General features: G+C 32.5%; 10 protein-coding genes. 6 read left to right on the top strand and 4 right to left on the bottom strand.

The window, feature by feature from the left end; all coding sequences use genetic code 11:
* Window positions 1-69: 69 nt before the first annotated feature.
* Window positions 70-549 (bottom strand): regulatory protein RecX, encoded by a 480-nt coding sequence (locus OLM52_RS10300; RefSeq protein WP_264548423.1) that lies wholly within the window; start codon window positions 547-549, stop codon window positions 70-72.
* Window positions 550-662: 113 nt separating this feature from the next.
* Between OLM52_RS10300 and OLM52_RS10295 the strand changes: the two genes are divergently transcribed.
* The 3 genes from OLM52_RS10295 to OLM52_RS10285 all read left to right on the top strand — a co-directional run bounded on the left by OLM52_RS10295 (window position 663) and on the right by OLM52_RS10285 (window position 7,948).
* Window positions 663-5,663, top strand: a complete 5,001-nt coding sequence (locus tag OLM52_RS10295) for a choice-of-anchor D domain-containing protein (protein WP_264548422.1) — start codon at window positions 663-665, stop codon at window positions 5,661-5,663.
* A 169-nt stretch (window positions 5,664-5,832) separates the two neighbouring features.
* Window positions 5,833-6,696: a cupin-like domain-containing protein gene (locus tag OLM52_RS10290; RefSeq protein WP_264548421.1), complete on the top strand. Its 864-nt coding sequence runs from the start codon at window positions 5,833-5,835 to the stop codon at window positions 6,694-6,696.
* A gap of 28 nt (window positions 6,697-6,724) precedes the next feature.
* Window positions 6,725-7,948 (top strand): NAD(P)/FAD-dependent oxidoreductase, encoded by a 1,224-nt coding sequence (locus OLM52_RS10285; protein ID WP_264548420.1) that lies wholly within the window; start codon window positions 6,725-6,727, stop codon window positions 7,946-7,948.
* Here OLM52_RS10285 and OLM52_RS10280 read toward each other — a convergent pair.
* Together OLM52_RS10280 and OLM52_RS10275 are read right to left on the bottom strand one after the other, a co-directional pair.
* Window positions 7,926-9,284, bottom strand: a complete 1,359-nt coding sequence (locus tag OLM52_RS10280) for an LPP20 family lipoprotein (protein ID WP_264548419.1) — start codon at window positions 9,282-9,284, stop codon at window positions 7,926-7,928. The two genes, OLM52_RS10285 and OLM52_RS10280, sit on opposite strands and share 23 nt — an antisense overlap.
* Window positions 9,284-10,918 (bottom strand): hypothetical protein, encoded by a 1,635-nt coding sequence (locus OLM52_RS10275; protein ID WP_264548418.1) that lies wholly within the window; start codon window positions 10,916-10,918, stop codon window positions 9,284-9,286. Before OLM52_RS10275 ends, OLM52_RS10280 begins: the two co-directional genes overlap by 1 nt.
* Before the next feature lie 158 nt (window positions 10,919-11,076).
* Between OLM52_RS10275 and OLM52_RS10270 the strand changes: the two genes are divergently transcribed.
* Window positions 11,077-11,661, top strand: a complete 585-nt coding sequence (locus OLM52_RS10270) for a hypothetical protein (protein ID WP_264548417.1) — start codon at window positions 11,077-11,079, stop codon at window positions 11,659-11,661.
* Window positions 11,662-11,722: 61 nt separating this feature from the next.
* Here the strand turns inward: OLM52_RS10270 and OLM52_RS10265 are convergent, their stop codons facing one another.
* Entirely contained in the window at window positions 11,723-12,199 is a 477-nt protein-coding gene (locus OLM52_RS10265; protein ID WP_264548416.1) for a TspO/MBR family protein, read from the bottom strand.
* Between the two features lie 82 nt (window positions 12,200-12,281).
* On the opposite strand from OLM52_RS10265, the gene OLM52_RS10260 reads away from it, so the two are divergent.
* Window positions 12,282-13,358: a diphosphomevalonate/mevalonate 3,5-bisphosphate decarboxylase family protein gene (locus OLM52_RS10260; protein ID WP_264548415.1), complete on the top strand. Its 1,077-nt coding sequence runs from the start codon at window positions 12,282-12,284 to the stop codon at window positions 13,356-13,358.
* A gap of 46 nt (window positions 13,359-13,404) precedes the next feature.
* Window positions 13,405-14,343, top strand: a complete 939-nt coding sequence (locus tag OLM52_RS10255; protein WP_264548414.1) for a mevalonate kinase — start codon at window positions 13,405-13,407, stop codon at window positions 14,341-14,343.
* The last annotated feature ends 7 nt before the right edge of the window (window positions 14,344-14,350 follow it).

Here is a 14,350-nt window from a genome sequence, read left to right as displayed (position 1 = left end):
TGTGTCATTGAGACAATTTGCCGATGAGCCAATGTGTTAATTTGACGATATGTAAATGAGTCAATTGTTTTAATTGTCTAATTCTTTTAGTTTCTCATAAATCAAATTCGTTTCATATCCTTTACGAAGTAAGAAATCAATAAATTTTTTGTTTTTATTTGGCCCTTTCGGTGCTTTGATGGCTTCCCAATTTTTTTCAGCTAATGCATGAAAATTTTGCAAATAAGTAGTTTCTGGAATTTCCTTTAAAGCCGTTTCTATAATTCTCGAAGAAATATTTCTGAACTTTAATTCGTTAATAATTCTATTTTTTCCCCAAGATTTATAATTGTGTTTGCCTCGAACAAAACTTTGTGCAAAGCGCTCTTCGTTAATGAAATTATTTTCAATAAGATAAATTAAAATTTGTTCTTTTTCTAAAGTGGAAATTTTAAACGAATATAATTTTTCTTCCACTTCTTTGTAGCAACGTTCTTGATAAGCGCAGTAATATTCTAGCTTACCTTGAATTTGTTGAATGGTAAGTTTTTCGGTGTTTTTGTTTTCCAATTTCTTAACGATTTCTTAAGCGAGATTTTTAACAAAAATACTGATAATCAAATAAATTTGCATAAATTAGCTAGCTTTTTTTTAAGCAAAGCCCCTTGTAAATACCCCTACTTATGAAAATAAAATTATTTTTGATTACTTTATTGTTCTCGACTTTTAGTTGGGGGCAAGTAACAATAGCATCTGATGGACTTAATAACTCGACTGCGTTGTTTACTTTAACGAATGGAGCTTATTATACAGGCAATTCTGCAACTGGAGATAGACCAACAACTTCCCAATTTGCCTCAGAAGGAACACATTCGAGAGGTGTTTCAAACACTACAGCAACTTTGTTATCTAGTGATATTAATACTACTGGATATACATCTGTCACGATGTCATTTAAATTAGCATCATTTTCAATTGGTTCAACAGGAAATGGCGCAGATGGTGCTGATATTGTGACAGTTGAAGTTAGTCCAGACGGGGGAGTAACATGGTACAGTACCGTTAGAGTTTTGGGTAATAGTAATGCGTTTTGGGGATATACGGCAACTGGAAATGCTTCAACAAGTTATGATGGTAATACAACACCAGTTGATTTTTCTCCTTCTGGTGGAGGTTCTAGAACAACGGATGGATATTCCAATGTTGAAATATCTGGTTTACCTTCTATCTCAAATTTGAGATTTAGAATTACACTTTTAAACAATGCAACGGCTGAAAGATGGCTAGTTGATGATTTTAAAGTTCAAGGAATAGTTTCTACTCCTCAGCCAGAAATGAATGTTCAAGGAAATGCAGTAACAATTAATGATGGCGATACAACTCCAATGGTAGGAGATGATACTTCCTTCGGTTCAGCTGATATTTCTGGTGGTACAATTGTTAAAACATATACGATTCAAAATTCGGGAAGTTTGGACTTGACCATTGGAGCTATTACAATTGGTGGAATCCATGCCTCTGATTTCACAGTGACTACTTTGCCTACAGCTACTGTTGTTGCAGGTGGTTCAACAACTTTTCAAGTAACTTTCGATCCATCAGCTATTGGGTTAAGAAGCGCAACAATCTCTATTGTAAATAATGATTCAAATGAAGATCCTTATAATTTTTCAATTGAAGGAAATGGATTTGCAACACCAAACATTGTTTTAAGTTCTGCTAATCCTGCTGTTGCTGCCTCTACAATCATACAGGCAACTACAAATACGGTAATTTATGCGTTTAATTTAGCTGTTACTAATGCAGATGCTACATTAAACAATGTTGTTTTTAATACTTCAGGAACCTATGCGGCATCAAATATTACTAATTTCAAATTGTGGTATTCTTCGGATGCAATTTTTAATAGTGCTTCAGACGTTTTTTTAGATAATGAAACAACGGCTTTAGGAGTAGGTTCACATACTTTCACAAGTTTTACAAGATTAATAACTAATGGAAGTACGGGATATTTTTTCATAACAACAGATATTCCATGTGCATCAACCGCTGGAAATACGATAATTGTTGATGCAATTACAACAGCAAACCTAACATTTGTTTTAGGTAATAAATCAGGTGTAGCCTTTGCAAGTGATCCACATACAATTGAAAGTGCCATACCAAATGATGTTCTAGGAGCAGTTACTTCTATTTGTGAAAATGGAACGGCAACAATAAGTTGGATAGCACCAACGGGTTGTAATGATAATGTATTGGTTTTTGCAACAGATGGAACTTTTTCGGCTGCGATTCCTTCAGGAACGGGTATTGCTTACTCCAATAATACTGTTTATGGTTCTGGTACTGGTTTTGATGGAGGCTATACAGTTTACAAAGGAACAGGCACATCTGTAACAGTAACTGGATTGACAAATGGAACAACTTATACTTTTAAGATTTTTACTAGAAATGATTTGAATTGGAGTAATGGTGTTGAGGTTAATTGTACTCCAATAATAGCATATTGTGCTTCAGGAGCAACAAGTGCTTCCGATTCTGAAATTGAAAATGTAACACTTGTTGGTGAAAGCAATACCATTTCTAATAATACTTCAAACGTTTGTACAACAGGAGTAAACAATTATACAGTTATGAGTGCCGATTTGCAAGTTGGGGGTTCATATACTTTAACTGTTGAATTTGGAGATTGTAGTGGTGCGCCACAATATGATGGGGCAGCAGGTGTTTGGATTGATTGGAATAGTGATGGCGATTTTGATGACACCGATGAAGTAATTGGGACCGTTTTAGTTGCAGTTTCTGGAGGGAATGTAATTGAAAACTTTACAATAAATGTGCCGGTGGGTCAACCTCTAGGCAATTATAGAATGAGAATTGTGCAAGAAGAAGGCGGTACTGCAGGAACTGTTGCGCCTTGCGGAACTTTTTCTTGGGGATCAACAGAAGATTACACGGTACAAGTTGTTAATTCTTGTATACCTACTCATACAGTTTTATCGTTTACACCAGTATCAGGACCCGTTGGTACAGAAGTTACAATAATCGGGACAGGTTTAACGGGAACAACAGTAAGTTTTTCAGGTATTAATGCAACAATTATTTCCAATGATGGAACACAAATTGTAGCTGTAATACCAGCTGGTGCTACATCGGGAACGTTATCAGTTACAGATAGTCAACCTTGTGGGATTGATAACAGCTTTATGATAATTGAAAATGATGCTTCATCTTGTGAAGGAGCATCTTCTACTACAGACTTAATTATTTATGATATTCACGACGAACAATCGGGGTCTGGAGGGTTTATAACATTATATAATGGAACTGCCACAACAGTCAATTTGGCAAATTATAGTATTTGGAGAACAACTGTTTACGGTGATGGTGGTGAAGTTGATTATGCTAATTTAACAGGAACAATTGCTCCAGGTGCTTTAGGTATTTTGAAAGTTTCTGTTGGAAGTTGTGGACCAGCCTCAACAAATGGTACAATAGATGGAGGATTTAATGAAAACGACGGTATTCAATTAAGAAATACAGCAGGAACTGTAATCATTGATGATGTTCGTACATACTCAACTGCACCAGGTTATTATATGGTAAGAAATGCAGGAGCATTAAACGCAAGAATATCATATGTTGCTGCAGACTGGAGTACTACACCATTAATTGCAGGGGAATGTTATCCAAGTGCTGGATTAATTCTTCCAAGCGGAGGAACATCACCTTCAATTACAACTCAACCAATAAGTGTAGTAACTTCTTGCGCAAGTAGTTCTGCTACTTTAACAGTAGTTGCTACTGAAGGATTTGTTGGCGGAAATGCTTTAGCATATCAGTGGTATGTAGCAGCGTCAGGATCATCTGTTTGGACGGTTGTAAATAATACTGGTGTTTATAGTGGAGCAACTAGCGCTGTTTTATCAATTTCTTCAACTACTGGTTTAAACAATTACCAATATTATTGTCAAGTAAGAGAAAATAGCGCAACCTGTTATACTGCTTCAAATGCAGTTAAAATAACAGATGCTGCAAGTACAACTTGGAATGGTACACTATGGTCAAATGGAGTTCCAGACTTATCAAAATTAGCAATATTTAATGGCAACTATGATACTACAACTAATGGAGATATAGATGCATGTAGTATAATTGTAAATGCAGGATTTACAGTAACGATTACATCGGATCATTATTTTAACATCCAAAATGATGTAACGGTAAATGGCACATTAAATATAGCAGACAATGGATCATTAGTTCAAATTAATGATTTAGGAATCAACATTGGTAACATTTCTTACGAAAGAATTACTTCAGGTGTTGCTTTAGATTATGTATATTGGTCTTCACCAGTTGAAGGAGTTTCCACACCATCTTCAGGGTATAATTATATTTGGAATACAACGAGTGCAAATCCAAATGGTGGACAAGGGGATTGGATAGCAGCAACAAATACAGTTATGCAACCTGGTTTAGGATATATTATGAGAGGAGTGTTGACCAGAAATTTTAATGGTTTGCCGAGAAATGGTGTATACACACCAACGATTTCCAGAGGTAGTGATTTAGGAGCAGGAACAGCTGGGCCAAACGGTATCATGCGATTAGCAACTGATGATAACTGGAACTTACTAGGAAATCCATATCCTTCTGCAATAAGTATTAATTCCTTTTTAACTGCTAATACTCAGTTAGATGGTTTTGTGAGACTTTGGACTCACAATACATTGCCGAGTACTGCAATAGCAGACCCTTTTTATAACAATTTTGTGTCTAACTACACAGCTGCTGATTATATTGCAATAAATGGTGCTGGAGCAACGAGTGGACCAGGAACTTTAAGTGTTATTGGAGCGGGTCAGGGATTTTTTGTTTTAATGGATGCTGGAGCAGCAACTTCTTCAACGGCATTATTTAATAACTCAATGCGAGATAAAACGTATTCAAATAGTCAGTTCTATAGGATAAATACTCCAATTCAAACAACAGCTATTGCACCATCTGAACGACACGGAATTTGGTTAGATTTGGTAAGTCCAACCAATGAAACTACAAGAACTTTAGTAGCTTATGTTACAGATGCAACTTATGACAGAGACAGGATGTTTGATGCAATTACAGATTATAAAAATGCTCAAAATTTCTATTCAATCATCAATGAAGATGTAATGGCAATTCAAGGTAGACCCGTGCCATTTGATAATTTAGACAAAGTTCCAATGGGAGTAAAAATTCCTACTACAGGTTCTTATACTATTGCAATTGGTGCGGTCGAAGGACTTTTTGAAGCTACTTCTCAAAATATTTATTTAGAAGATTTAGAACTTGGAATTATTCATGATTTAAAAGTAAATCCATATAGTTTTATTGTAACTCAAGGGATACACAATACTAGATTTAAATTAAGATATACTAATTCTGTCCTAGAAAACGAAGATTTTATTGATGATACAAATGCTGTTTTTGTAGTGTCTAATGAAAATTTAACGGTTTCTTCTCTACAACAAAATATCAAAGAAATTGAAATTTATGACGTTCTTGGAAGAAAATTATATCAAAATAAAAATGTAAATACACAATCACAAATTGTTAATTCGATTCAAAAATCACAAATTGGATTAATAATATATATTACATTGGAAGATGGAAAGCAAGTCGTTAAAAAAGCAATTCACTAACACGTTCCAATTTAGAACATCAAATCGAACCCTGCTGATTTTTCAGTAGGGTTTTATTTTTAGCAAGTTAAGTTGCAATATCATAACATTTTATTAAAAAAACAACAAATCATAAGTTAGTGCTTAATTGTACCGTATCTTTATTTATTAAAATATTAAATAGAGGACTATGGGATTTGAATATTTTGAAATTGAACGAGTAGAAAAGCTTTCAAAAGAAGAGTTTTTGGAAAAATACTACAAGCCACAACGTCCGGTTGTTATTACGAACCAAATAGAAGATTGGCCAGCGTACACGAAATGGAATTTTGATTATTTAAGAGAAATTGCAGGCGACAAGAAAGTACCTTTGTACGACGGACGAAAAACAGATTATACCAAAAAAGTAAACGAACCTGATTTTACAATGTCTATGTCGGAATATATTGATATTCTTGAAAAAGGGCCTACTGATTTACGCATTTTTCTATATAATTTAATGAAAGAAGTGCCACAAATGAAATCAGAAATGAAGTGGCCTAATCTTGGAATTAAACTTTTAAAAAGCTTGCCTTTAGTGTTTTTTGGAGGAAAAGGAGCTAAGGTTTTTATGCATTATGACATTGATTTTCCAAATATTTTCCACATTCATTTTGCTGGTGAAAAACAATGTGTTTTGGTCGACCCAAAGGAAACTAAATTCATGTATAGGTTGCCTTATTCTTGGATTTGTAATGAAGATATTGATTTTGATAATCCCGATTACGAGAAATTCCCAGCTTTAAAGCATGTAAAACCATATAAAACCAACTTGAAGCATGGCGAAATGTTATACATGCCCGAAGGTTGGTGGCATTACATGAAATACGAAACTCCAGGTTTTTCATTGAGTTTACGTTCATTAGCTGGCCGACCAAGCAATTTATTAAAAGGGTTTTTAAATGTTGCCATTATCAGATATTATGATAATTGGATGCGAAAACGCAAAGGTCAAGCTTGGCTAGATTATAAAGACAATGAATCGATTAGAAGAACTAATGCATTATTAAAATAATAACGATATTTGCAGTAAAATAAATTACTTGAATTCAAAATACAACATAATTATTATTGGTGGAGGAGCTGCTGGATTTTTTACAGCAATTAACATCGTAGAAAAAAATCCAAATTTAAAAGTGGCTATTCTTGAGCGAGGAAAAAGCGTTTTAGAAAAAGTACGTATTTCTGGTGGCGGACGATGCAATGTTACGCATGCGTGTTTTGTGCCAAATGATTTGGTGAAATTTTATCCTCGTGGCGAACGCGAATTAAAAGGACCATTTAACCAATTTTGTTCTGGTGATACAATTGAGTGGTTTGAAAAACATGGAGTAGAACTTAAAATTGAAGAAGACGGAAGAATGTTTCCGGTTTCCAATTCTTCTCAAACTATAATTGATTGCTTTCAAGAAGCGGTTCAAAAGCTAAAAATTGATGTTTTAACAAATCACAGTGTTCAGGAATTGTATAAAACCGAAACCCATTGGAAGGTAACTACTACTCAAGAAGTTTTTACTTGCGAAAAAATAGTGATGGCTTCAGGAAGTAATCCTAAAATATGGGAACTTTTACAAAATCTTGGGCATTCAATTATTGCGCCCGTTCCGTCGTTATTTACTTTTAATATCAAAGATCCACGCATTAAAGATTTAATGGGGCTTTCTGCCATGGCTTCAGTTAAAGTCAAAAAGTCTAAGCTAGAAGCTTCTGGTCCTTTGTTAATTACACACTGGGGTATGAGCGGACCAGGAATTTTAAGACTTTCGGCTTGGGGAGCTAGAGAATTAGCCGAAAAAAAGTACCAGTTTGCTATTCAAGTCAATTGGTTAAACGAAACTACTTTTGATGAAGCACTTGATTTGTTGAAAAACATCAAAGAAGAAAATGCAAAAAAATTAGTGTCAAAATATGCACATTTTGAATTGCCAAAACGACTTTGGGAAAATCTAACTAAAGCATCAGGTATTTCAGAAGAATTAAAATGGGCAGATGTAAATAAGAAGCAGCTGAATTCGTTAATTGAACAACTTGTAAATGGCGAATTTCACGTTAACGGGAAGAGCACATTCAAAGAAGAATTTGTAACCGCTGGCGGCATCGATTTAAAAGAAGTTAATTTCAAAACTATGGAAAGTAAATTTTTACCAAATGTTTACTTTGCAGGTGAAATTTTAAACATCGATGCAATTACTGGGGGATTCAATTTTCAAAATGCTTGGACAGGAGGTTTTATCGTTGCAAACACTATAGCATCGTTTGAACCATAGCGGTGTAATTAACCATTTTGATTTTATCCATAAGCGATTGTAAAGCATCTTGTTCAGCTAATTCTGTGCTGGAACCAATTCCAATTACGTTGTGAATTGTTTCTTGATATATAATATGGCCGCTTTTATTTGTAATTTTTATTCTACTTTCTAGTTTTGTAGAGATTTTACCGTTTACTTGTAAGTTTTCAACTTTTTTGTTTTCTATTGTAATTGTAAAATCTTTCTTAGCATTTTTTGAAGCTAAAGTAAAATAATCTGCTGCTAACAATTGAAATAATTCGTCTTCTAAAGCATTTAGGTTTTTTCTATTTTTTTCAATTAAAAAAACATCAAGTTCAACAGTAGGTAACTTTTTAGTAACGGTTAATTCGAATTTTTTTGATTGGTAATTTTCAAATATTTTTTGCACCACACGGTTTTGACTTATGTTTTTAACTAAAGAATAGGTGTCTAATAGAATGTTGATTTTTTCCAAATTATTTTTGCTGCAATTTCTAGGTACAATTAAAGTAATATTACCATTGCTTTCGGTAATTAAATCAAGTTTTTGTCCTGGTTGCCAAGAGTAAAATACTGAAACAGGAATCATACTTAGTGGTTTATTTTGCGATACAACAGTAATAGGTTGAATATAGATTTCTTTTGGGTCAGAAGCGTGTTTTATGTTAAGTTGTTTTGAAGGGAATTGTATTTCAATTTGATTCAAACTTGTAAAAATAGAATTCATCAAATAACTCACATAGGGTTTTTCAATTTGATTTTCTTTGTAACGTAAATCTTCACTTAAAAATTCGCTAATGTCTTCCAATGCATAAATTTGTTGCTTAATAGCTTCTGTGAAGTTTTTTTCTAGAGTTAATTTTTTGGCATAATCAAATTTGAATAAAGACGATTCCAACGCTTTATTGATGCGCGCTCTTTTTAATTCTTGGTGTTTTTGTTTTGACAAACTTAAATAAGTGTAATAATAATTTTCATTCTCAAAAACGTCAACCACATCATATCCTTCTAAAAAAGCAGCGCTTGAAACCATACTATTCATGCGATAAAACTCGTTAAAAGTATCATCATATTGAAAAACGTTTAATGAATTATTACTGGAAACAGTAACCGAAATACTATTTGAAATCTCGGTTAACGCCATTTTTTGAGCTTTTTCTCTGTAATCGGAAGATGCCTTTGATGCCATTCCAATGCCAATATAGTTGAAATTATTTACAGGTGTTTTTACTACCCATTCTGGAGCATTTTCTAAAACAGTTGAATTATTTTTAGAACTTCCACAAGCCAAAAAAAGAAAAAAACTCACCAATAAAACGATATGCTTAATCATTATTCTTCAGGATTAAAAAGTAAAATTTCAGTAACTATTTGCTTTCTAAAATCGTTTAATAAATTATCAACGAGTTGCTGGTTATTAATTTGTTCGCTAGTTTGAAATAATGTTTGTAATTTTTTATAATTCGAATCGTCTCTAATAATTTGATTGGCATTCACTCGTGTTGGATAAATCATTTTGAAATTTGAATTATTGTTTCGAGCATAGCGCAATTCTTGTATTTCACTTTTCTGAATCGTTTTTTGCAGTAAAATTTTACCACTAGTAATTTCTACTAAACGATAAGTAATACTTGATTGTAGCGTACTTCTTTTTTGGTACTCTTTGTAAACTACTGCTTTTTCTACTAACGAATCGGCTCCGTTTTTTGCTTTCATCTTATTCATTTCAATTCCATTTACATCAAAACTTCTTACAGGCGATTCTTCAAATTGGTATTGGTTGATGTGAATTGTTAAAACAGCTTTAGCGTTAGTTTTTATGTAAGAATTAGCAATGTAACGTGTTAATTGCGAATTATTTCTACTTGATTCTCCAATTCTATAATACGGTGAAGCAATGTCGTTACTTCCTTTGATGATTTTTACAAAAGGGTTTTTACTAGCTAAGATATCTTCAATTACAGCATTTTGAATGTTATTTTCAAATCCGTTCGAATTTCTAGCGCGATATGATTCAACAATTATAGGATATTCCGCACATTCTAAAGCTTGATATTTTAATTCATCTGAATTTTTATACGCATCAAAGTTTTGAATCATTTTATCTAAGTCAAAAAAAGCAGTTCGGCATTTTTTAATTTTTAAATCTTTTACAGCTTTTCTATAAATAGGCTCGCAGGAAGACTCTTTGTAAAGATTTTTTACATCTAAATAATTAATATTAATATTTTTTACTTGCTCAAAAGCCATTGCAGCTTCTTTGAAGTTTTCTTGCATTAAATAGTAACTTCCTTCTTTATAGCGTTCATTCAGAGCTTGTTGTAATTTGTTTTTTACATCTTTATAATTGGGTTCACGTGTATAAACTTCATTCCATTTGTGGTATGCTGTCATGTATTTTTTTTCTCCAAATAACTGAATTCCAGAAAGATAAATAGGTTCGTTTATTGCAATACTAAGTTGTTTAGAAGTGTCTTTGTAATTAGCGTTAAAACGAGAAATTGTGTTAAAAACACTTTCAGCTTCAGTAAATTTTTGTTCAGAAAGGTATTTAATGCCTAAATCATATTGCCCAATTAAATATTGGTCTAAATTTTTTGTGTAGATTGCTATAGTTTGCTGATCAATATCAATGTTTTTTGTAAAAGCGTTAACTTGATTTACAAAAGCATTCAAATTATAATATTCATTTACTACTCCTTCTTTATCGTTTTTTTCATTTTTTGTTGCAATAGAAAAAGCCGTTTCTGAAATGTGTAATTGCGCACTTCTTCTCAAAGCATTTTCAATTTCTGGAAGATTTGATTTTCGATATAAAACGCTTAAATACAATTCAGAAGCTTGCTTAAAATTACCTAATTTTTCCATTTCGGCACCTTTTTTTAAGGTCGAGTTTTTTACACTACAAGAAAAAAGAATTAGAAACAATAGGGCAATAATATATTTTGGAGTAAAATTCAATTTCATAAATTGGCACGTATTTTGTAAAAAAAGTTATTGATTAAGGGACAATTTTAAAACAAAAATAACAAACAAACGTTTTTTTTAGTTGTTTTTTTTGTTAATATTGGCAAATATTTCAAATTTGATACCAAAAATAAGTGTTTAACAATAATTATACAAAAATGAAAAAAATTACAATCATGAGAAATACAATTTTAGTAGGTTTATTAGTGCTTAGCGCAGCTTCTTGTAAAAGTAAAAAAGAAGAAAAACCAGTAGATGCTCCTAAAGGAGAAGTTAAAGTAGAAGTTTTGTGCAGTGGTCCAAAATATTTTACAGATAAAGATTTTTTTAGAGCAAATAGTGTAGGCGAAAGTCCAGATCAAGCTAACTCAAAAAGAATGGCATTGAGTAATGCGCGTTTAGAATTGGCTGGACAAATTGAAGTAACTTTAAAAGCCGTTATCGATAACTATTTTAACGATGTAAATTCAGCTGGGAAACAAGAATATATTGCAAAATATGAAGGTTTAAGCCGTGAGGTGATCAATCAATCTATTTCAGGTACTAAAACTATTTGTGAAGAATTGACTAAAACTGCAGCAGGAAAATACAAAACATATATTGCAATTGAATTGAATAATGGCGCATTACTTACTACTTTAAATAACAGAATTTCAACCGATGAAAGATTAAAAGTAGATTATAATTACGAAAAATTCAAAGAAACTTTCTACAAAGAAATGGAAGGAATGGGAAGTAAATAATTTTTTCAAAATATTAAAAAAAGGCGATTTCAATTTGAAGTCGCCTTTTTTTATGTCTTTTTTATCGATTCAACCAAAAAATACTTCCAGCTAAAATAGTTGCAAAACCAACCCAAGCTAAATAAGGAATCAACAAATATGAAGCTTTCTTGTCAATTTGTTTGAAAATATGATACGTTTCATAAATTACCAACCAAAGCAAAATAATTTCGATTAAAGCCAATAAAACATTGTTTAATCCAAAGAACAAATACGACCATAAAGCATTTAAAAGCAGTTGAATAGTAAAAAATAATAATCCTTTTTTAACTAATTCTTTGTTGGATTCTAGTTTGTTCCAAACCAAACCAGCAGCAATTCCCATTAGAATGAAAAGCATTGTCCAAACGGGTGCAAAAACCCAATTTGGCGGATTAAAAATTGGTTTTTCAATCGTTGGATACCAAGTTTTTATGCTCGATTGTGTAGTAATGCTTGACAAATATCCCACGGCCAAACAAATAGCGATACAAAGTAAAATTCGGGAATACGTTTTCATAATTTTAAATTTATAAGCAAATTAACGAAATATCAAGGGAACAAATCAATCAAATTAGGTATTTTTGTCAAAATTTTAAGCTATGCTTGCCGAAAAAGATTTTATTACATCGCATCATAACACTATTGAATCTGCTATTTTTGAGTGGAGCGCACCTAGTAATATAGCCCTAGTGAAATATTGGGGAAAGAAAGAACATCAAATTCCAGCAAATCCTTCAATAAGTTTTACGTTAAACAATTGTAAAACAATCACAAAATTAGAAGTAGTTAAAAAATCAGAAAACAATAGTTTCTCATTCGATTTACTTTTTGAAGGAAAATCAAAAGAAGATTTCAAACCAAAAATTCAAAAATTCTTTGAAAGAATCGAAAAATATTGTCCGTTTTTGAAAGAATATCATTTCAAAATTGACACTCAAAACACGTTTCCACATAGTTCAGGAATTGCGTCTTCGGCATCCGGAATGGCCGCTTTAGCAATGAACATCATGAGTTTGGAAAAAGCAATTAATCCAACTATTACTGATGAATATTTCTACTCAAAAGCTTCATTTTTAGCAAGATTAGGAAGTGGAAGTGCCTGCAGAAGTATTAAAGGTGAAGTAGTAGTTTGGGGGAATCATGCAGAAATTAATGAAAGCTCGGATTTATTTGGTGTAGAGTTTTCCGAAGTGCATCAAAACTTTAAAAATTACCAAGACACAATTTTGCTTGTTGATAAAGGAGAAAAGCAAGTTTCGAGCACGGTTGGACACGATTTAATGCACAATCATCCTTATGCTGAAAGACGTTTTGCTCAAGCACACGATAATTTATCTCAAATAAAAAGGATTTTAACTGCTGGAAATGTCGCAGAATTTATCAAACTTGTAGAAAGCGAAGCCTTGACTTTACACGCCATGATGATGACTTCGATGCCGTATTTTATTTTAATGAAACCCAACACATTAGAAATCATCAACAAAATTTGGAAGTTCAGAAATGAAACCCAAAATCCAGTTTGTTTTACATTAGATGCAGGAGCAAATGTGCATGTTTTGTATCCTGAAAATGTGAAAGAAACCGTCTTGCAATTTATTCAAAGTGAATTAGTTGGCTATTGTCAAAATGGTCAGTATATTTGCGATGAAATTGGTACGGGTGCTAAATCAAATTAATTTTGTACATTTACTCATTGTTTACTGAAAAAGAAAACTGAAATTTATGAAAGGACCACTTTTTTACTCAAAAATATTACTTTTCGGAGAATATGGCATTATCCAAGATTCGAAAGGACTTTCAATTCCATATAATTTCTATAACGGTGCTTTAAAGAAAGATGAAAATCCTTCAGAAAGCGCAATTAAATCAAACGAAAGTTTAAAAAAGTTTGTTACTTATTTACAAAATTTACAAGCTGATCAACCTGAATTGGTAACGTTCAATTTAGAAGTTTTAAAACAAGATGTGAACAGCGGAATGTATTTTGATTCAAGCATTCCTCAAGGATATGGTGTAGGAAGTAGTGGTGCTTTGGTTGCTGCTATTTATGACAAATATGCTCATGATAAAATCACGGTGTTAGAAAATTTAACGCGTGAAAAATTATTGCAATTAAAAACGATTTTTTCTCAAATGGAATCGTTTTTCCACGGAAAAAGTTCAGGTTTAGACCCGTTGAATAGCTATTTGAGTATTCCCATTTTGATCAATTCGAAAGATAATATTGAAGCTACTGGAATTCCAACGCAAAGTACACAAGGAAAAGGTGCTGTTTTCTTACTAGATTCAGGAATTGTGGGCGAAACGGCTCCAATGGTTTCTATTTTTATGGAAAACTTAAAAGACAACGGTTTCCGTACAATGTTAAAATCACAATTCATAAAATATACCGATGCTTGCGTGGAAAATTTCTTGCATGGCGATGTAAAATCGTTGTTAGAAAACACTAAACAACTATCAAAAGTAGTTTTGAACAACTTTAAGCCGATGATTCCAGAGCAATTTCACCAAGTGTGGCAAAGAGGAATCGACACAAATGACTACTACCTTAAGTTATGTGGTTCTGGCGGTGGTGGTTATATTTTAGGGTTTACCCAAGATTTAGACAAAGCAAAAATAGCTTTAAAAGACTATAAATTAGAAGTAGTTTATAATTTTTAATGTTTAT

The sequence above is a fragment of the Flavobacterium sp. N2820 genome (genome assembly GCF_025947285.1).
Lineage (GTDB): Bacteria > Bacteroidota > Bacteroidia > Flavobacteriales > Flavobacteriaceae > Flavobacterium.
The sequence above is the reverse complement of the archived record's forward strand: the minus strand, read 5'-3'. Positions and strand labels throughout refer to the sequence as shown.

Bases quoted from the DNA above. Each gene is read 5' to 3' on its own strand.
- OLM52_RS10295 (WP_264548422.1), top strand. From the start codon at position 663: ATGAAAATAAAATTATTTTTGATTACTTTATTGTTCTCGACTTTTAGT.
- OLM52_RS10290 (WP_264548421.1), top strand. From the start codon at position 5,833: ATGGGATTTGAATATTTTGAAATTGAACGAGTAGAAAAGCTTTCAAAA.
- OLM52_RS10280 (WP_264548419.1), bottom strand. From the start codon at position 9,284: ATGATTAAGCATATCGTTTTATTGGTGAGTTTTTTTCTTTTTTTGGCT.
- OLM52_RS10275 (WP_264548418.1), bottom strand. From the start codon at position 10,918: ATGAAATTGAATTTTACTCCAAAATATATTATTGCCCTATTGTTTCTA.
- OLM52_RS10270 (WP_264548417.1), top strand. From the start codon at position 11,077: ATGAAAAAAATTACAATCATGAGAAATACAATTTTAGTAGGTTTATTA.
- OLM52_RS10265 (WP_264548416.1), bottom strand. From the start codon at position 12,199: ATGAAAACGTATTCCCGAATTTTACTTTGTATCGCTATTTGTTTGGCC.
- OLM52_RS10260 (WP_264548415.1), top strand. From the start codon at position 12,282: ATGCTTGCCGAAAAAGATTTTATTACATCGCATCATAACACTATTGAA.
- OLM52_RS10255 (WP_264548414.1), top strand. From the start codon at position 13,405: ATGAAAGGACCACTTTTTTACTCAAAAATATTACTTTTCGGAGAATAT.